Here is an 18,953-nt window from a genome sequence, read left to right on the forward strand (position 1 = left end):
CCTAGGGTGCCGGTACGCATCCATCGAGGACGCGTTCCTCGACTGGCTCGGCGCCAGGGGCGGCCACGACCGGCCGGCCGTTCGCCCGGCGGCTGCTATCCGGTTGCCGGGTGGACGCTGTCAGGGGCGTTTGAAGGCGGACAAGAGCCGGTCGGCCGCCAGCGCGGGCGTGAGGGAGCCGGCCAGCACCTCGCGCTCCACCTCCTCGCTGATCGCGGCCACCTCGGGGTCGTTGCGCAGCTCGGCCAGCAGCCGCTCGCGGACCAGGGTCCAGGTCCACTGCACCTGCTGGGCACGGCGCTTGGCGGCCAGGTCGAGTGACTCCTCATGGGCCAGCACGTGCCGCCAGAGCCGGTCCAGGCCGTCGCCGGTGAGGCCGCTGCAGGTGAGCACGGGCGGCGGGGCGGAGTCCGAGCGGAGCATGCGCAGCGCGCCGGCCAGCTCGCGTGCCGCCTTCTTGGCCGGCAGCTGGTGCTCGCCGTCGGCCTTGTTGACCGCGATGACGTCGGCCAGCTCCAGCACGCCCTTCTTGATGCCCTGCAGCTGATCGCCGGTACGGGCCAGGGTGAGCAGCAGGAACGTGTCCACCATGTCGGCCACCGCGGTCTCCGACTGCCCGACGCCCACGGTCTCGACCAGGACGACGTCGAAGCCGGCCGCCTCCACCACGACCATGGCCTCCCTGGTCGCCTTGGTGACGCCGCCCAGGGTGCCGGAGGTCGGCGACGGGCGGATGAACGCGGCCGGGTCCACCGCCAGGCGGGCCATGCGGGTCTTGTCGCCGAGGATGCTGCCGCCCGTCCTGGTGGACGAGGGGTCCACGGCCAGCACCGCGACCCGGTGGCCCTGCCCGGTCAGGAGCGTGCCGAGCGAGTCGATGAAGGTGGACTTGCCCACCCCGGGGACGCCGGAGACGCCGACCCGGCGCGCCTGGCCGGAGAGCGGGGTGAGCTCGACGAGCAGGCGCTGCGCGAGGGCCATGTGGTCGGGCCTGGTCGACTCGACCAACGTGATCGCGCGGGCGATCCACGTACGCGAGCCCGCGCGTACGCCGCGCGCGTAGTCCTTCAGCGAGTGCACCCGGCACACCCCTTTCTGCCGTTTACTCAGGCTAACTTCTGACAAGTTTTGACTTTTGCCAGTAGGGTGCTGGAGTTCTCTTCTCAGCTGTCACAGGAGTGACTCCCCTCATGCCCAACGTCGAATCCCTCCGCGAGGGCGACCCGGCAGCGGTGGGACCCTACCGGCTGGTCGGGCGGCTCGGCGCGGGCGGCCATGGTGTCGTCTACCTCGGCCAGGCGCGCAACGGGACGCCCGTGGCCGTCAAGGTGTTGCATGAGGGACTGGCGGGGGGCGATCGCCTCACCAGGGAGATCGCCGCCGCGCGCCGGGTCGAGCCGTTCTGCCTCGCGCAGGTGCTCGACGCGTCGGCCAGCGGCAGGCCGTACATCGTGGCCGAGTACGTGGACGGGCCCTCGCTGCAGCGGGCGGGCCGGGTCGGCGGGGCGGAGCTGCAGCGGCTCGCCGTGGCGACCGCGACCGCTCTGGACGCCCTCCACCAGGCCGGCGTCGTCCACCTGAATCTCAAGCCGGCGAACGTGGTGCTCGGGCCGGACGGGGCGCGGGTCGTCGACTTCGGCATCGCGCGGGCGTTCGGCTCGGGTCTGAGCGGGACCGGCAACGTCGTCGGCACGCCCGCGTACATGGCTCCCGAGCAGGTCGCGGGGCAGGCGGCGGGGACGCCGGCGGACGTGTTCGCGTGGGCGTCGGTGATGGTGTTCGCGGCCACGGGCGTGCCGCCGTTCGGCGACGGCTCACTGGCGGCGGTGATCAACCGCATCCTCCGCGAGGAGCCGGAGCTCGGGGACCTGCCGCGGCCGTTACGCGAGGTCGTGCCGCCCTGCCTGGCCAAGGATCCCGCCGCCCGGCCCGCGATGCGCGACGTGCTGCTGCGGCTGATCGGCGGCGAGCAGCAGGACACGGCGGGCTCGCGCCGGCTCTCCGATGCGCGCCAGAGCCCCGCCTCGGCTTCGTTCCCGCTCGCGGCCCCGGTCGAGCTGCCTTTGGCCCCGGACCAGCCCTCAGCCCCTGCCGGGCACCCGGCTTCGGGCAGGCGCCCTGTCACGGGCGAACAACCCGCCGCCTCCGGGCACCCCGCCGCAACCGAGCACCCGGCCGCCTTCAGGCGCGCGGCCGCAACCGAGCACCCGGCTTCGGGCAGGCGCCCTGTCACGGGCGAACAACCCGCCGCCTCCGGGCACCCCGCCGCAACCGACCGCCCGGCCGCTTCCGGACGCGCGGCCTCGGCCGGGCGGCCGGCCGGCCCTGGGCACCCGGCTCCGGACAAGCGGCTGATCACGGCCGAGCACTCGGCCTCGCTCGGGCACTCCGCCGACGGGCCGGGAGCCGGTGAGCCGCCTGCGGGGGTGCCGATGCCGGCCGAGCGTTCGGCGCTGGTCGACGTCCTGGTCGCGGGCGAGCCGTCCGCCGGCAAGCGGGCTCCGGCGGCGCGTTCCGGCCGCCGGCGGATGAAGACCGTGCTGATCGCCGTCATCTCAGCCGTGTCGGTGCTGGCGCTGGCCGGTGCCATCGTGTGGCTCACCCCCACCACGCCCACTCCCAAGGCCGAGACCGTGACGGTGACGGGCGCACCGACCTCCGAGGCGGCCACGACGCCGACGCAGCGGCCCAGGCGGACCCGTACCGCCAGGCCGACCCCGCAGTCGGAGGGCACGCCGAGCATCGTGCCCACCGAGGGCAGCACGTCCGCCGCCGGTCGGCTCAGGGTCGCCTCCCTGCGGGCGGGCGGCACCAGGAACGGCGACTGCTGGGCCGGCGGCGAGGTGACGCTCCAGGCGCTGGTGACGCGGACGGGCGCCTCGGTGACCTTCGGCTACGCCTGGATCATCGACGGCGTCACCGTGAGCCGCCGCTCGGCGGCCATCTCCGAGAACGGCCAACGCTACCTGGCCTCGCCGCGCAACCTCACGGGCGCGGGCGCCCACACGGTCACGCTGCGGATCACCTCGCCCGTCGCCGTCCAGCGGTCGATCTCGGTCACGTTGTGTGATGGGCTCTGAGCTGGTCGAGCAGGTCGAGGGCGGCGTCGGCGATCACGGTGCCGGGCGGGAAGATCGCGGCGGCACCCGCGGCCCGCAGCTCGTCGTGGTCGCCGGGCGGGATGACGCCGCCCACCACGATCATGATGTCCTCGGCGTCGAGGCCGGCCAGCGCCTTGCGCAGCGCGGGCACCAGCGTGAGGTGCCCGGCGGCCAGCGAGGAGACGCCCACGATGTGCACGTCGGCCTCGACCGCCTGCCTGGCGACCTCCTCAGGGGTCTGGAACAGCGGGCCGACGTCCACGTCGAAGCCCAGGTCGGCGAAGGCGGTGGCGATCACCTTCTGGCCGCGGTCGTGGCCGTCCTGGCCCATCTTGGCCACCAGGATGCGCGGGCGGCGGCCCTCGTCCCGCGCGAAGTCGGCGCAGGCCTGGCGGACGCGTTCGATGGTGGCGACCGGGCCTGACTCGTCGCGATACACCCCTGAGATGGTACGTACCTGCTCGACGTGCCGGCCGAACACCCGCTCGAGCGCGTCGGAGATCTCACCCACCGTGGCCTTGGCGCGGGCGGCGTCCACGGCCAGCTTGAGCAGGTTGTCGTCCAGACCCGGCGCGGGGTGGGCGGCGGCCTTGGTGAGCGCGTCGAGGGCGTGCCGGACGGCCGCGTCGTCGCGTTCGGCCCGGAGCCTGGCCAGCTTGTCGAGCTGCTGGGCGCGTACCGCGCTGTTGTCGACCTTGAGGACCTCGACGACCTCGTCGCTGTCGGCGCGGTACTTGTTCACGCCGATCACGGGCTGCCGCCCGGAGTCGATGCGGGCCTGGGTACGGGCCGCCGCCTCCTCGATGCGGAGCTTGGGCAGCCCGGCCTCGATGGCCTTGGCCATGCCGCCCGCGGCCTCGACCTCCTCGATGTGGGACCAGGCGCGTTCGGCGAGGTCGTGGGTGAGGCGCTCGACGTAGTAGGAGCCGCCCCAGGGGTCGATCGGGCGGGTGGTGCCCGACTCCTGCTGCAGGAGGAGCTGGGTGTTGCGGGCGATGCGCGCGGAGAAGTCGGTGGGCAGGGCGAGCGCCTCGTCGAGGGCGTTGGTGTGCAGCGACTGGGTGTGGCCCTGGGTGGCGGCCATGGCTTCGACGCACGTGCGGGCCACGTTGTTGAACACGTCCTGCGCGGTCAGCGACCAGCCGGAGGTCTGGCAGTGCGTACGAAGGCTAAGAGATTTCGGATTTTTCGCGTTAAATCCGGAAACGAGCTTCGCCCACAACAGCCGGGCGGCGCGCAGCTTGGCGACCTCCATGAAGAAGTTCATGCCGATGCACCAGAAGAACGACAGCCGGGGCGCGAACCGGTCGATGTCCATCCCCGCCGCGATCCCGGCCCGCAGGTATTCGACGCCGTCGGCGAGCGTGTAGGCCAGCTCCAGGTCGCACGTCGCCCCGGCTTCCTGGATGTGGTAGCCGGAAATACTAATGGAATTGAATTTCGGCATTTTCTCACTCGTATAAGCAAAAATATCCGAAATAATCCGCATCGACGGTGTCGGGGGATAAATGTAGGTGTTGCGGACCATGAACTCTTTGAGGATGTCGTTCTGGATGGTCCCGGCGAGCTGCTCCGGCGCGACGCCCTGCTCCTCGGCCGCCACGATGTACAGCGCGAGGACCGGCAGCACGGCGCCGTTCATGGTCATCGACACCGACATCCGGTCGAGCGGGATCCCATCGAACAGCTGCCGCATGTCGTAGATCGAGTCGATCGCCACCCCGGCCATGCCCACGTCGCCGGCCACGCGCGGGTGGTCGGAGTCGTACCCGCGGTGCGTGGCCAGGTCGAAGGCCACCGACAGGCCCTTCTGCCCGGCGGCGAGGTTGCGCCGGTAGAAGGCGTTGGAGTCCTCGGCCGTGGAGAAGCCGGCGTACTGGCGGATGGTCCAGGGCTGGTTGACGTACATGGTCGGGTACGGGCCGCGCAGGTACGGCGCCGCGCCCGGATACGTGCGCAGGAAGTCGAGCCCTTCGAGGTCCTGGGCGGTGTAGAGCGGCTTGACGCCGATGCCCTCGGGCGTCTCCCAGAGCTCTCCCTCGGGCTTCGGCTCCTGCGTCCCCTGCTCGGGCAGGCCGCTGAGCGGGATGCCGGAGAAGTCCGGGATCATCGGGTCACCTCCAGGTCGTCGAAGGTCGTGCGGAGCACGTGCAGCGCGTCGCAACCCGCGTACAGGTTGGCGTCCACGCCGTCGTAGTGGCCCTTCCCCGCCAGCCACACCCTCTTGGCCCCCGCCTTGCGCAGCGCGGCGGCGACGGCGGCGGCGTGCTGGGCGTACAGCTTGTCGCTCGAGCACAGGCAGGCGACGGTGGTGCCGCTGACGGCGAAGGCGGTGGCGATCTGCTCGGGGTCGGTGCCCGGGCCGGCGGATTCGGTGGCCAGGCCGCCTGCCTGGAACAGGTTGGCGGCGAACGCGGCGCGGGCGGTGTGGGCGGCGATGGGGCCGATGGTGGCCAGGAAGACTGTGGGCCGTTCGGGCTGGGCGTCGGCGAGATCGCGCAACTCCTCGAACGCCTCCGCATACCGCACCTTCGGCAACCCGGCCTCGGCCGCGCCCGGCAGGTCGGCATCGCCCGGCGCCACACCCACCGGCGACGCCGGCACACCGGCGGGCGCGGCCGACGCGCCGGGCGCAGGAGAGCTCCCGGTGGGGGCGGAGGGCGTGGGCTGGGCGGTGGTCGGCGGACGGAGGCGCTTCTCGTTGACGTCGGGGAATTCGCTCACGCCCGTGATCGGGAAGCGGCGGTGGGCGATGTCGTCGTCGCGGCGGGCCCGGGTGGCGGCGATCCGCGCGGACACCAGCCCGGCGGCCGCGTCGATGCCTCCGCCCGCCTCGATCTCCTGGAACCAGGCCCACGCCCGCTCGGCGAGCTCGGCTGTACGCCTCTCGACGTACCAGGAGCCGCCCGCGGGGTCGATCACCCGCCCTGCCCCCGCCTCCTCCAGCAGCAGCGACTGCGTGTTGCGGGCGATGCGGCGGGAGAACGCGTCGGGCAGTCCCAGGCAGGCGTCGAACGGCTGCACGGTGACCGCCTGTGCCCCGCCCACCCCGGCGGCGAAGCAGGCCAGGGTGGTGCGCAGCATGTTCACCCAGGGGTCGCGCGCGGTCATCATGGCCGAGCCGGTCACCGCGTGCTGCCGCTGCCCGCCGTGCTCGGCCGCGCCGCACACCTCGGCGACCCTGGCCCACAGCCGGCGGGCGGCCCGCAGCTTGGCGATCGTGGCGAACTGGTCGGCGGTGGCGGCGTACCGGAACTCGATCTGCCCTAGCGCTTGCTCCACGGAGAGCCCGCCCCCGGTGAGCGCCCGCAGCTCGGCGACGCCTCCCGCGATCGAGCAGCCCAGTTCCTCGGCGTCGCTGCCGCCCGCGTCGTGGTACGGCGTCGCGTCCACGGTGACCGCCCGCAGCCCCGGAAACTCGGCGACGCAGCGCAGCGCCAGCTCCACCCCGTCGGCCCCGGAGGCCCCCAGGTTGCCGCTCACCGCGCCGCCCCGCGCGAACAGGACCTCGGCGGCCTCCCGCGCCAGCTCTCCGGCCTCCAGCACGACGGGCGCCAGGTCGAGGTAGACGTCCTTGAGCACGGTCTCCAGCGCGCCCACCGGGATCGCGTCCGGCCCGACGACCAGCCAGAGCGAGGTGACGCCGCTCTCCAGGTCGGCCAGCACGGCGTCGGGGTCGGGCACGGCGTGCCGCTGCCGGACGTCCCAGCCGGGAACGGTACGCGTGCCGCGAACGTACGGCGCCGACCCGGGCAGTCCCGGATCGCCGGGCAGGTCGTCCAGGTCGTAGAGGGGCGTGATCGTCAGCCCGTCGTAGGTCGCGCCGGACAGCGCCTCCTCCGGCGAGCCCGCCTCCACCCCGGACTTGCGCAGGACCTCGACGGCCAGCGCCCGCCAGTCGTCGCGCGTGACGGGCGCGAACCCCGCTGCCAGCTCCATCAGGTGTGCGCGGAGTGAACCGCCCGATCCGGCCGGCGGGAGTGTCCGCGCTCCCTCCCTTCGGTTCTCGTCGATGCCGCCCGGTGGCGCTCATTCAGAGCATGACCGTACGGGCCGCCCCCAAACCGCACAGTACGCAGCACGCCGGCGTGGAAGCGGCAGCCGCTCCCTTCGAGGGACGCAAAGGTCACGTTCGGATAGTAGGCGGAGCGCCTCGGGGCCGTTAACCCCGGGTCACCCCCTATCAAGAGGCGGGCGCTTCCCAGGCCAGCCGCCACGTGACCGGACCCACGATCCCGTCGTCGTCGACGCCCTGCTCGCGCTGGAACCCGCGGCACACGTCGCGCGACTGGCTGCCGTACGCGCCGTCCACGGCCAGGTCCCAGCCGCGCCTGCGCATCTGGGCCTGCCAGGTGCGCACGTCCTCGCCGCGCATGACCGGCGGGTACTTCAGCAACCGCCCGGGGAACGGCGGCGTGGCCGGCGCCGGCGGCTGGGTCCCGCCGGGCCGCGGCGCGCCGCGGCCTATCCAGGCGTAGAGGGGGTCGCCGGGGCAGTCGGTGGAGTACCCGTCGCGGTGCCCCTTGATCTCCTTGCCGGCGCGGCCGCGGTCGCGTACGTGCTGGACCGCGTCGAGGATCGCGTGCAGCATCCCGTCGGGCGGCTGCACCAGCCCCGCGTTGCCGACCAGCCCGAGCACGGCGTAGTGGCCCGCGTTGAGTCCGGGGCCGTTCGCGGCGGGCAGGTGGTGCAGCCCGCGCCCCTCGAACACCTTCCTGTGCGGACACGCGACAAAGGAGTAGCCGATGTCGATCCAGCCGTTGCCGTCCATGTGATAGCCCTGGATGGTCCGCACCAGGGCCACGCAGTCGTCGTGGTCGGAGACGATGCCGGGGTCGACTCTGCCGCCCGTGTAATGGACTTTCACCCCTTTGGTGGAGTCAAGCTGGGTGTAGTCGCCGCGCGGCGAACGAGCGTTCCAGTCGCGCCGTAACACCAGGTCAATGGCCACGGTGAGCTCCGAAGGTCATGGTCGGGACCACTGAGCGTAACGCGCGCAAAGCAGACGGGTCCCGAAGATGAGTGATTTGGCCTACGGGCGGATCACTCTTTTGTCCGTCACAATCGCCGTGATCAGATCGTGCGGCGTCATGTCGAACGCCGGATTGAGCGCCTGCGTCCCCTCGGGCGCCAGCCGCACGCCCCTGATCGAGACGATCTCGTCGGCGCCCCTGTCCTCGATCGTGATGTGCTCACCCGTCGGGGTGTTGTGGTCGATGGTGGACTCGGGCGCGACCACCACGAACGGCACCCCGGCGCGTTCGGCGCCGAGCGCGAGCGCGTACGAGCCGATCTTGTTGGCGGTGTCGCCGTTGGCGGCGATCCGGTCGGCGCCGATGAGCACCGCGTCCACCTCGCCCTTGGCCAGCAGGTACGGCCCCGCCGAGTCGGCGATGAGCTGGTGCGGCGCCCCCATCCTGGCCAGTTCCCAGGTGGTGAGCCGGGCGCCCTGCAGCAGCGGGCGGGTCTCCAGCGCGAGCACCTCGGCCAGCCGCCCGCGCTCGTGCAGCGTCTGCACGACGCCGAGCGCGGTGCCGCGTTCGACGGCGGCGAGCCCGCCGGTGTTGCACACGGTCATGATGCGCAGCCGGTCGCCTTCCAGCAGGTCGGCGCCGCGCTCCCCCATGGCCTTGCAGGCGGCGATGTCGTCGTCGCGCACGCGCAGCGCGGCGGCCAGCACGGCCTCGGGGCCCTCGGGCAGCCGGGCGACGGCCCGCTCGACGCCCCAGGCGAGGTTGACGGCGGTCGGCCGGGCGGCGCGGAGCCTGGCGATCTGGGCGGGGTCGCCGCCGGACAGCACGACACCGAACGCGCCCGCCACGCCGAGCGCGGGCGCGCCGCGCACCGCCAGCCTCTTGATGGCGTCGATGAGCTCATCGACGCCGTGGATGCGCAGCATCACGCACTTGTCCGGTAACAGCGTCTGGTCCACGAGCTCGACGGCGCCGTCGACCCAGTCAATGGTCCTCACAGGACAAACGCTAACTTACGAGCCCATTCGCCTCATACCGGATCAGCGTTCCGCGAGGACGATCACCGAGTCCCGCTCGCCCAGCACGATGGAGTCCGACTTGCTGGGGTTCAGGACGATGCCGTAGTGGGGTGGGTTGTTGCGTGCCGTGGCGTCGCGGTAGCCGATGGCGGTCTCCCCTCTGCGGCTGGCGGCCTCGACGACCGTGGAGAACGTCACCTCCGTCCCCGTCTTGACGTACGAGGCGGCGGGCCGCGGGTAGATCTCCGACCCGCGCGAGTCGAACAGGTAACTGAACACGTCCGCGAGGTGCCGGTTCTCGGCGAGCTGAGCGAGGAGCAGGCCGATGACGGTGTCGCTGATCACGATGTCGTCGGCCTCGGTGACCTCGGCCAGGGCGCGGTTGTTCTCGTCGTGCATCTCGCTCACGATCGAGTAGTGCTCGCCGAGCGTGCTCTGCATGTCGCGGAGCTGGAGCAGCGTCATGAGCGTGCGCGTGTCGGAGTGGTGGAGGTCGAAGCGGTCGTCGGAGAGCACGATGACGTGCTGGAAGAGGCCGACGCCGAGCGATTCGAGGGCGAACCTGTCGGTGGTGTCGCAGTCCTTGACGTTCACCGTGATGTTGCGCAGGCCGGCCAGGTTGGTGCCGGCCTTGGGGTGGTCGGCGGCGACCTCCAGGACCGAGCCGGGCGCGACGTAGCCGTCGAGGTAGCGGATGATCTGCTCGGCCCTGCCGTTCCAGTTGAGCAGGAGTGTGCGCTCCGGCTCCGGGGCGGTGCGCCCGGACGCGACGATGACGGCCTCGTCCACGGACGGCTTGCCGGCCGCCAGACGGACGTGGGAGTCGTCGTGGGCGATGACGATCACCTGGTCGTCGGCGTTGATGACGGTGTCGACAGGCGGGTTGAGCACGACGCCGGACGGCCGGCGCAGGCCGATCACGGAGGCGGTCTGGTAGGCGTGCAGCGCGTCCCCGTAGGTGACGCCGACGAGCTTCTTGGGAGTGCGCAGGTAGATCTCGCCGCCGTCGAAGTTCAGCAGGTCCATGCAGACCACGGACATGCCCGACTGCCGGGAGGACTGGACGATGAGCCTGGAGGCGGTGTCGTCGGAGTCGACCAGGTGCACGTCCGGGCCGCCGGCCAGGCGGGCGGCGGCGATGTTGCGGCTGGAGGCCAGGGCGGCGACCACCGGCGGGTGGGTGCCGTCGCGCTTGTCCAGCGCGAGCAGGATCTTGATGACGTGCGCGTCCGGGTCCTCCCCCTCCGGCGAGAGCACGACGACGGAGGTGGCCACGGCCAGGTTCATCAGCGCGAGGTCGCGCGGCTCGGTGGGCCGTCCCGTGCGGCACACGAGGCGGGTCCTGCCGAGGCTGCCGACGTGCTCGCGGATGTCCTCCTCCATCTGGAGTTTGTCACGTTCCGCGAGTATGGCGATGACCGAGCTCTTCTGGCTGGCCTGCGCTTTGACGAGTTCGGCCACGATCGTGAACACCTGGTCCGACCAGCCGAGCACCACCGTGTGACCGGACTCCACGATCCGCGAGCGGCCCCTGCGCAGCCGGTCCACCTTCGCCTTGAGACCGTTCGACAGCAGGCCGACAAGAATGCTGACGATGAACAGGCCGCCGAGCGAGCCGGCGAACATCACGGTCATGTACGCGATCGAGCCCTTGTCGCTGGCGATCTTGAGGGGGGACAGCGCGTGCATGAGGGCGATCCAGAGCACTTCCCCCGCGTGGCTCACGCCCTCGGGCTCGCCCGGCGCGAGCCAGAGCGTGAGCGCGGCCACGACCACGACCAGCCCGAGCGACACGATCGCCAGCCAGCCGATGAGCGAGGCGGTGCCCTTGGACATGGTGTTGTCGAACCAGTACCGCACCCGTTCGCGGAACGTGACCTTGGACACTTCCCCGATACCTCCATGTATGGACTGATTTGACCCGACGACACAAGGTACCGGGCGATCTTTGTTTCCGCAGGCCGACCGGTAACGTAGCGGCCATGGTGAGCCCACTCACACCGGACGACCCGGCGACGCTCGGCGGCTTCCGCCTGGCCGGCCGGCTCGGCGAAGGTGGGCAGGGCGTGGTCTACCTCGCCCATTCCCCCGCCGGCGAACCGGTCGCCATCAAGCTCCTGAGCACGGGCGACAAGGAGACGCGGGCCAGGCTCGCGCGCGAACTCGACGCGCTGGAGAGCATCGCCTCCTTCTGCACGGCCCGCGTGCTGGCCGCCTCGATCGACGGGCCGCGACCGTACGTGGTGAGCGAGTTCGTCGACGGTCCTTCGCTGGCCGAGCGGGTGGCCGAGCGCGGCCCGCTGAGCGGCGGCGAGCTCGAACGGCTGGTGGTCGGCACGGCCACCGCGCTGGCGGCCATCCACGCGGCCGGGATCGTGCACCGCGACTTCAAGCCGGCCAACGTGCTGCTCGGCCCCGACGGGCCGCGGGTGGTGGACTTCGGCATCGCCAGGGCGGAGGGGGCCGCGACGATGACGTCCGGCGTGATCGGCACGCCCGCGTACCTGGCGCCCGAGCAGATCAACGGCACGCCCGCGGCGCCCGCCTCCGACGTGTTCGCGTGGGCGGCGACGATGGTCTACGCGGCCACGGGGTCGAGCCCGTTCCAGGCGGGCACCGTACCCGCGGTGCTGCACCGGGTGCTGCACACCGAGCCGGACCTCGCGCCGCTGCCGCCGCGCCTGCGCGGGCTGATCGGGTCCTGCCTGGCCAAGAACCCGTCGTGGCGGCCGACGGCGCAGCAGCTGATGGTGTCCCTGGTCAACCCGAACGTCGCCCCGCCATCCGCGTCCCCGGCCGCTCATGGCGCCTGGCCCGGCTCGCCCTCGCCACCCGGCGCCGCGACGGCCCGGCTTCCCGACCACGACTTCTACACCGGTCCGCAAGAGATGGCGGCGACCACGCCTGCATGGCCCGGCCGGGGCGTGCTCGTAGGCGCCGTGACCGCCGTGATCGTTCTGGGCGCGGCCGGCGCGATGGCGTACCTGCTGAACCGCGCCCCCGCCACCGAGGGGGACCGCTCGCCGTCGGCGGCCCCGCCCGCCACACGGTCGTCACCTGACAGGGAGCCATCGCCGGCCACCGAGGAAACCGCGAGCGCCGACCTGCGGATCCCCGCCGCCTTCGACGGAGACTGGTCCGGCCACACCAGCAGCACGAACCCCAACGACTCCTACGGGGCGCACAACACCGTGGAACTGGTCACCGGTGACTCCGCCGCGTCCTGGACGGAGGAGAACATCGACGGCGAATGCGAGGGGACCATCATCCTGTCCAGGGTGCAGCGGACCCGGCTGACCTTCTCCCTGGGCGAGAACGAGGGCGGCTGCGTCCCCGGCACCATCTGGCTGGATCTGCAGGGCGACCGGCTCACCTATACCTGGCGAGACGTGCCGGGCCCCGGCCTCGTCACGCAGACCGGTGCGCTCAGCAAGAACTGACCCGGGATTTCCGGCAAAACCCTTCGACATCCGGCCCTCCGCCTTAGATCATGAATGTCATGTCTGTGATCAGGGAGGTGCCGTTCCCCGGCCCGGACTCCTCTGGGCTCCCGATGAACATCTGGATCGACGACGCCGACTCCGCCATCGACGTCATCGACGCGCTGGCGCTGTCGCCGTTCGCGACGGGCGCCCAGCCGTGGTCCCGCCTGGCCAACCTGGAGCGCGTGCGTCCCGACGCCCCGCTCAGCCCGCCGGGTGCCCGCGTGCTGCGCACCGCGCGGGTCGAGGACGGCTCCGAGTCGCGGCTCATCTGCGGCGACGGCTGGACCCTGCGCGTCATACGCCACCGCAACCGCACCGCCACCGTCAGCGTGACGGCGGTGGACGAGGAACTGGCCAAGACGGTGCTCCAGCAGAGCATCGCCGGCGCCGAAGAGTCCGTGCCCGAGTCCGACCACGTCGAGATGGGCTTCTGGTGGCGCGGCACGCACGGCGGCACCCGCTCGGAGAAGCCGATCACCGCGCAGCCGTGGGCCGAGATCAGCCCGAACTATTCGGGCAAGGTGCGCCCGGCGCTCGACAGGCTGATGTCCGTCACCGCCTCGGACGTGAACGGCCGCCTCATCCTTTTGCACGGGCAGCCCGGCACCGGCAAGACCACGCTGCTGCGCTCGCTGGCCAAGCAGTGGAAGGACTGGTGCCAGGTGGACTGCGTGCTCGACCCCGAGCGCCTGTTCAACGAGCCCGGCTACCTCATGGAGGTGGCGGTCGGCTACGACACCGACGAGGACACCCAGCGGTGGCGGCTGCTCGTCCTGGAGGACTGCGACGAGCTGATCAGCGCGGGGGCGAAGGCCCAGGCGGGCCAGGGTCTGTCGCGCCTGCTCAACCTGACCGACGGCCTGCTCGGGCAGGGCCGCGACGTCCTCGTGGCGATCACCACGAACGAGGACCTCACCCGCCTCCACCCCGCCGTCGTGCGCCCGGGCCGCTGCCTGGCGCAGCTCGAGGTCGGGCCGCTGAGCAGGGACGAGGCCGTCGCGTGGCTGGGCACGTCCCAGGGCGTGGGCCCGTCGGGGGCGACCCTTGCGGAGCTGTACGCGATCCGCGCCGGCCGCGAGATCACCCCCTCCGCGGGCGACGAGTCCACGGGCCTGTACCTCTGACCTGGCCTGTCACGTCAGGTACGTGTGGAGCCTGCGTGCCTCGCGGACGAAGTTGTTCGACGCCTTGCGCGCGGCGATGCCGGCCACGCACGGCACCGGCCCGCGGGCTCCGGCCCACCGCGCCGCGCGCAGGGCGAAGGCGAGCGCCTGCGTGTGGCGCGGGTGCGGCCGCTCCCCCGGGTCCGGGAGGTAGCCGGCCAGGAACTCGGTCATGACCCGCCACACCTCGCGATGCGCGCCCAGCGCGGCGGCGCCCTCCAGCGTCTCGAACACCGGCCCCGGCTTGAGCCACGTTCTGCGCAGCAGCAGCGCGAGCTGCCGGCCGAACCGCGCGGCGTCCAGATCACCGCGGGCCGCCCAGTCCACCACGAGCCGCGCCCGCTCGTCCGGCGTCCGGGTCCAGGACCGGTCGGCCGCGAAGTACGCCTGCACGACCGCGACCGCCTCCCCCGCCGGCCCGCCGGCCAGCGCCAGGGCCCGCGCCTGCGGCGGGCGGACCCGGCCGGCGCTCCAGTGGTAGAGCAGGTGCGGCAGGAAGTGCAGCGCGACGACCTCCCTGTGGGAGGGCATCACGTACGGCCACCACTCCAGGTAGCCGCCGTGTTGCTCGCCCGGCTGCCGGCCGGGGGCGACGAGCAGCTCGTCGACCAGCGCCAGCCCCGTCGGCTCGGACTGGATCCTCGGCACCAGGTAGAGGGTCGTGCCGCCGTATGACCAGGAGGCTCCCGAGACGGGCTCGGGCCGCCCGCCGCCCATCCAGCGCGCCGCCACCCGTCCCGCCTCCGACGTGAGCCGGCCGGCCCGCGCCACGACCTCGGGCGTGATCTCGCGCGACAGCCGCAGCAACGCCTGCTGCAGGTCGGCCGGCATGGCCGCGGCCCCCGACCGCTCGTAGCCCTCCAGCCGCTCGACCAGCTCGGCCGCGTCCAGGTGGCCGGTGGACTCGGTGGGCTCGGCCAGCAGGTACGGCGGCAGCGTCCCGTCCACCAGCCCGTCACGGACTTCGGCCCACCGCCGCAACAGGAACAGGTGAAGCGCCGATACGGAGCCGGGCAGCGGCAAGCGCGCCGCCCCCTGCCCGCCCGGATGCGCGCGGAGGAGCCTGACGATCTCCTCGGCCCACTGCCAGACGTGCGGCCATGGCCCTTCCGGCGAAGGCCGCCATTCCGGCAGCTTGGCCATAAGCCCAGCCCGGTCGCCGGCGTGCAGCCGGACGACCCCGGCCAGCCACAGCTCCGCCGCCTCCCACCCATCGTGGTGCGAGACCTCCCCCAGCTCCGCGGCCGCCCGCACCGGCGGCGGGAACGGCTCCGGCCGCCGCGGCTCGGGCAGCGGCACCGGCGTGAACCTGTCGTGCTCGCCTGCCTCCTCAGCCGCCTCCCCACCGAACACCGCGACCAGCGCCTCCCCGAGCTCCGGCGACAGCAGCCCGGCCGCCTCCCTGACGGCCAGAGCGCCCTCATGGCCGAAGCGCTTGGCGTACTTGACCGCCAGCCGTACCGCGCGGCCCTGCACGTCGGCGGAGGGGCAGCCGAACGCGTGCGCCAGCGCGGGGGCCAGCTCGTCCAGGTCGCCTGGCGACGCGCGGGCGACCTCGTCGAACCAGGTGAGCCCGGCCGTCACCAGCTTCCGCTCCGGCCGGAACAGCAGCGCCCGCAGCGCCTCCGACACCTCGGCCGGATCCAGCCCGCCGGCCCCGCGCACGTGCCGCAGCGCCAGCTCCGCCACCGGTCCGGGCGCGACGGGCAGCAACCGCAGGTAGTCACGGGCCCGCTTGCTCGCCTCGTCGTACGCGGGCGCGAGCAGCTCGTGCAGGCGGACGAAGAAGCGCAGGTCGGCAGCCGGGCCGCCGCGGAGGAACCGTCGTACGCACCCGTCGAGCAGCAGGTCACGGCCGATCCGGCCGGCGCGCTCCAGCGCCGTGAGCGAGGCCAGCCAGGTGGCCGGCGCGAGCGGCTCGGCGCGCTCGTCCCGCAGCGCCCTGCCCACGCCCTCCGCCTCGAACAGCCGGGGCAGGAGATGGTCGAGCAGCGGGTCGTCGTGGAGCGCGGCGGCGGTCGGCGGTCGGCTCACCCAGGCGACGACCAGCGGGTCGTGCTCGGGTGGGGTGACCCTGCTGCGGCGCAGCATGGCCAGCGCGAGCGCGCCCGCGTCGGCGGCGCGGCGCCCCCACGTGCGGGCGCGGAGCCCGAGGGCGGCGCGGGTGGCGAAGTCGGCCTGCCAGGTGGGCGGGCGAGCCGCGAGCACGCGTTCCAGGACTGCGGTGATGTCACCGGCCTCCTGCCGGCGGTCCTGGAAGTCGCGCCGGTTGAGCCAGGCCACGACGGCCGCGGGGCCGCTGATGACGCCCGCGCCCGCGACGCGCATCGGGTCGATCCAGCTCTCGTCGCGAGAGGGCTGCCTCTCGCGCCTGGTCACCCGCTCCAGCCGCCTGGCCTCCGCCCGCTTCCCGGCCACGGCGAGGTGTTCGGGCAGCGCGGCGGCGACGACGCGGCGGCCGTGGTCGTCGAGGGCGAGCACGCACTCGGCCACCCGCTCCGGATCCCCGCTGTCAATGGCGGCCACCACCGCCTCCCACGCCCCCGCTCCGGGCGCCTCCCGCGCGCTTTCCCCGCCGACCGGCTCCCCGTCCGTCGAGCCGCCGCCGAGGCCCGCCGCGGAGACAGCCGGCGCCGCGGAACCGGCCGAGGTCGCCGCCGGCAGAGCGGGCGCAGGCAGAGCGGGCGCCGGACGAGCCGGTGCCGGGCCGGCCGCGGGGGACGTGACCGGCGGGCCGGCGGGAGTCACGTGGTCACCTCGACGCCGACGCGGGCGGCGATCCGGGCGGCGAGCACGTGCTTGCACGGTCCCCGTGACCCCCGGTGGTCGAACCACCAGGGGCACGTGCACTCCCCCGCCGCGATCCGCACCCGCCGCACCCCGCCGTCGGTCGTCACCTCGGCCGCGTCCCCCAGCACCCGCACCGCCCCCGACTCCGCGAGCGCCCGGGCCGCCGTCAGCCGCGGGTTGAGCTGGGCCACCTGGTCCCGGTCGTAGGGCAGCTCCCGATGGAAGTGGGCCGCCTCGTGCAGGTCGTAGCCGACGCGCCCGGCGGTGCCGAGCTGGGTGAGCGCCGCGCGTACCCGCTCGATGGGCAGCCCCGAGCGGTCGGCGAGCAGCCCCAGCTCGACCGTGGGCTCGAAGTTGAGCAGCATGCCGACCACGTCGGCGTCGCCCGCGGCCTCGTCGGTGGCCAGGTCGGACAGCACGGCCCCCTCGCCGGAGAAGCCGCGCCACGGCTCGGGCGAGACGGCCAGCGTGTAGCGCATCCCGGGCAGCTCCAGCTCCCACGCACTGGCCGTGGAGGAGCCGTCGGCGGGACCGTACACCCGCAGGGCCTTGGCGAATCTGAGCAGCGGCAGCAGCGTGGCGATCCGCCCCGTGCCCGACAGGCAGACGGCGCCGCGCCCGGCGCCGCCGGCGACGCGCAGGTCGCGGCCCGCCGGGAGGGCCCAGACGGTGGCGCGGGCGGAGCGCGGCAGCGAGCGCAGGAAGCGTACGGCCTGCGGCCCCGCCAGCTCGGCCCGCAGGTCGAACCCGGCCGCGATCACCTGCACCTCGGCGAACCCGCGCAGCCACCGGGACGGCAGCGGCACCTTCTTCTCCACGACCGCGCCGTCGAGCGTGGTGACCGTCAGTTCGTCGGGCCCGACGCCCAGGTGCAGCGGGTCCCTGCCGCCCACCCTGGCGAGGGCCTCGCGCAAGGGCCCGTTGACGTCGACGTTGGTCGTGCCCCGGTCGAGCACGTCGCCGTCGAGCTCCAGCACGTCAAGGCGGGCGTAGACGCCGCCGCACGCCGAGAACGACTCGAACCTGAGCCGCCCGCCGTCGCAGGTCACCACCGGGTCGCGGGTCCAGCCGGGCCGGGGCTGGTGGTAGCGGGTGAGCGCCACGTCGGCCACGGCCAGCAGCCCGGCCGCGGCCGGCGCCGCCTGGGACAGCAGCCCGCTGAAGAACCTGGGGTGGGTCTTCGGGCCGGATAACGCCGTGCCACCGGAGGTCGAGAGGCCGAGCTTGCCGTCGGCGAGCACGGAGGGGCCGGCATAGGAGTAAGCCTGGATCGCTTGCGTCATGACCGGAACCGTAGAGATCAGCACTGACACAATCCGGCTGGTACGTAAACCATCCGATGTGCGACACCGCGTACGAAACCACAATGTGCCTGGTGCTCACCGTCGATCTGGCCCGCGTCTCCTTCACTCGCTTCGCCCTGCCCGGGACTGCCGAGGACGTGTGGGCCGGCGAGGAACACGAGATCGGCTTCCATGCCACCCAGCTCGTGCCCTCGTGGACGGCGCGCACCCCGCCGGGCGCCTGGATCGAGGTCGCGCTGCGGGCCAGGACCGCGTCAGGGGCCCGTACCAAGTGGTACGTGATGGGGCACTGGTCCGAGCACGGCGATCCGCGCACGTCGGTTCCCGGGCAGGGCGATGAGCACGGGGACGTGGCGGTGGACACGTTCGTGGCCAGGCGGCCGGTGGTGGCCTACCAGGTCCGGGTGACCCGGCACGGCACGGGCGCCCGCGTGACGGGGCTGGGCGTGATGGCCTCGGCCCCGCCGCAGGGCCCGGTCGTGCCGAGCACCCCCGCCGCGGCCGCCCCCGTGGAACTGGCCGTGCCGCGGCACTCGCAGCACGCACACGCCGGGCACCATCCGCGGTGGGACGGCGGCGGCGCCAACTGGTGCGGGCCGGCCTCGGTGGCCATGGTGCTCGGCTACTGGGGCCGCGGCCCGGATCCCGCCGAGCTGGCCTGGGTGGGGGCGGACGACCCGGCGCCGCTGGTGGACCACGCGGCGATGGGCACCTACGACGAGAGCTACCAGGGCACCGGCAACTGGCCGTTCAACGTGGCCTACGCGGGCAGGTACGGGCTGTCCGGGTTCGTGACGCGGCTGCGGTCGGCTCGGGAGCTGGAGCGGTTCGTCAGGGCCGGGATCCCGGTGATCACGTCGCAGTCGTTCAAGGCGCACGAGCTGCCCGGCTCCTGCTACTCGACCAACGGGCACATCCTGGTCGTCGCCGGCTTCACGGCCGGGGGCGACGTCGTCGTGAACGACCCGGCCGCGCCGTGCGACGGTGAGGTTCGCCGGATCTATCCGCGGGCAGCGTTCGAGAACGTCTGGCTGAGGAGCTCGGGCAGCGGCGGCATCGCCTACGTCCTGCACCCGCCCGAGCACCCCCTTCCCCCTTGTACCGACGGCAATTGGTGA

Annotated in this window: 12 protein-coding genes; 4 read left to right on the forward strand and 8 right to left on the reverse strand. The window is 73.1% G+C overall.

The annotated features are described in order from the left end of the window. Window positions 1-120: 120 nt before the first annotated feature. A complete protein-coding gene (gene meaB / locus ACTMTI_RS17805; RefSeq protein WP_441121647.1) occupies window positions 121-1,089 on the reverse strand; it encodes a methylmalonyl Co-A mutase-associated GTPase MeaB in 969 nt (322 codons plus the stop codon). Window positions 1,090-1,190: 101 nt separating this feature from the next. Here meaB and ACTMTI_RS17810 point away from each other — a divergent pair, with 101 nt between their 5' ends. Beyond that, window positions 1,191-3,080: a protein kinase domain-containing protein gene (locus ACTMTI_RS17810; RefSeq protein ID WP_441121485.1), complete on the forward strand. Its 1,890-nt coding sequence runs from the start codon at window positions 1,191-1,193 to the stop codon at window positions 3,078-3,080. Here the strand turns inward: ACTMTI_RS17810 and scpA are convergent. The 5 genes from scpA to ACTMTI_RS17835 form a co-directional block, all read right to left on the reverse strand. Continuing rightward, on the reverse strand, window positions 3,058-5,211 hold the full coding sequence (gene scpA / locus ACTMTI_RS17815; RefSeq protein WP_441121486.1) for a methylmalonyl-CoA mutase: 2,154 nt from the start codon (window positions 5,209-5,211) through the stop codon (window positions 3,058-3,060). The two genes, ACTMTI_RS17810 and scpA, sit on opposite strands and share 23 nt — an antisense overlap. Then, entirely contained in the window at window positions 5,208-7,040 is a 1,833-nt protein-coding gene (locus ACTMTI_RS17820) for a methylmalonyl-CoA mutase subunit beta (protein WP_441121487.1), read from the reverse strand. The genes scpA and ACTMTI_RS17820 overlap by 4 nt, the downstream gene beginning before the upstream one ends. 244 nt (window positions 7,041-7,284) lie before the next feature. Beyond that, entirely contained in the window at window positions 7,285-8,052 is a 768-nt protein-coding gene (locus ACTMTI_RS17825; RefSeq protein ID WP_441121488.1) for a peptidoglycan recognition protein family protein, read from the reverse strand. Window positions 8,053-8,133: 81 nt separating this feature from the next. Continuing rightward, window positions 8,134-9,072 carry an S-methyl-5-thioribose-1-phosphate isomerase gene (mtnA, locus tag ACTMTI_RS17830; protein ID WP_441121489.1) on the reverse strand — a complete coding sequence of 313 codons (939 nt, stop codon included), beginning with the start codon at window positions 9,070-9,072 and terminating at the stop codon, window positions 8,134-8,136. Between the two features lie 42 nt (window positions 9,073-9,114). After that, window positions 9,115-10,980 (reverse strand): CASTOR/POLLUX-related putative ion channel, encoded by a 1,866-nt coding sequence (locus ACTMTI_RS17835; RefSeq protein WP_441121490.1) that lies wholly within the window; start codon window positions 10,978-10,980, stop codon window positions 9,115-9,117. Window positions 10,981-11,075: 95 nt separating this feature from the next. On the opposite strand from ACTMTI_RS17835, the gene ACTMTI_RS17840 reads away from it, so the two are divergent. Together ACTMTI_RS17840 and ACTMTI_RS17845 are read left to right on the forward strand one after the other, a co-directional pair. Further along, window positions 11,076-12,533 carry a serine/threonine protein kinase gene (locus ACTMTI_RS17840; RefSeq protein WP_441121491.1) on the forward strand — a complete coding sequence of 486 codons (1,458 nt, stop codon included), beginning with the start codon at window positions 11,076-11,078 and terminating at the stop codon, window positions 12,531-12,533. Window positions 12,534-12,592: 59 nt separating this feature from the next. Continuing rightward, a complete protein-coding gene (locus ACTMTI_RS17845) occupies window positions 12,593-13,702 on the forward strand; it encodes a DUF5925 domain-containing protein (protein WP_441121492.1) in 1,110 nt (369 codons plus the stop codon). Window positions 13,703-13,711: 9 nt separating this feature from the next. Here ACTMTI_RS17845 and ACTMTI_RS17850 read toward each other — a convergent pair whose 3' ends face one another. Beyond that, a complete protein-coding gene (locus ACTMTI_RS17850) occupies window positions 13,712-16,489 on the reverse strand; it encodes a hypothetical protein (protein ID WP_441121493.1) in 2,778 nt (925 codons plus the stop codon). After that, on the reverse strand, window positions 16,486-17,814 hold the full coding sequence (locus ACTMTI_RS17855; RefSeq protein ID WP_441121494.1) for an SWIM zinc finger family protein: 1,329 nt from the start codon (window positions 17,812-17,814) through the stop codon (window positions 16,486-16,488). Before ACTMTI_RS17855 ends, ACTMTI_RS17850 begins: the two co-directional genes overlap by 4 nt. An 83-nt stretch (window positions 17,815-17,897) precedes the next feature. Here ACTMTI_RS17855 and ACTMTI_RS17860 point away from each other — a divergent pair, with 83 nt between their 5' ends. Next, window positions 17,898-18,953 carry a C39 family peptidase gene (locus ACTMTI_RS17860; RefSeq protein ID WP_441121496.1) on the forward strand — a complete coding sequence of 352 codons (1,056 nt, stop codon included), beginning with the start codon at window positions 17,898-17,900 and terminating at the stop codon, window positions 18,951-18,953.

This window comes from Nonomuraea sp. H19 (assembly GCF_052068215.1).
Taxonomy (GTDB): Bacteria; Actinomycetota; Actinomycetes; order Streptosporangiales; family Streptosporangiaceae; genus Nonomuraea.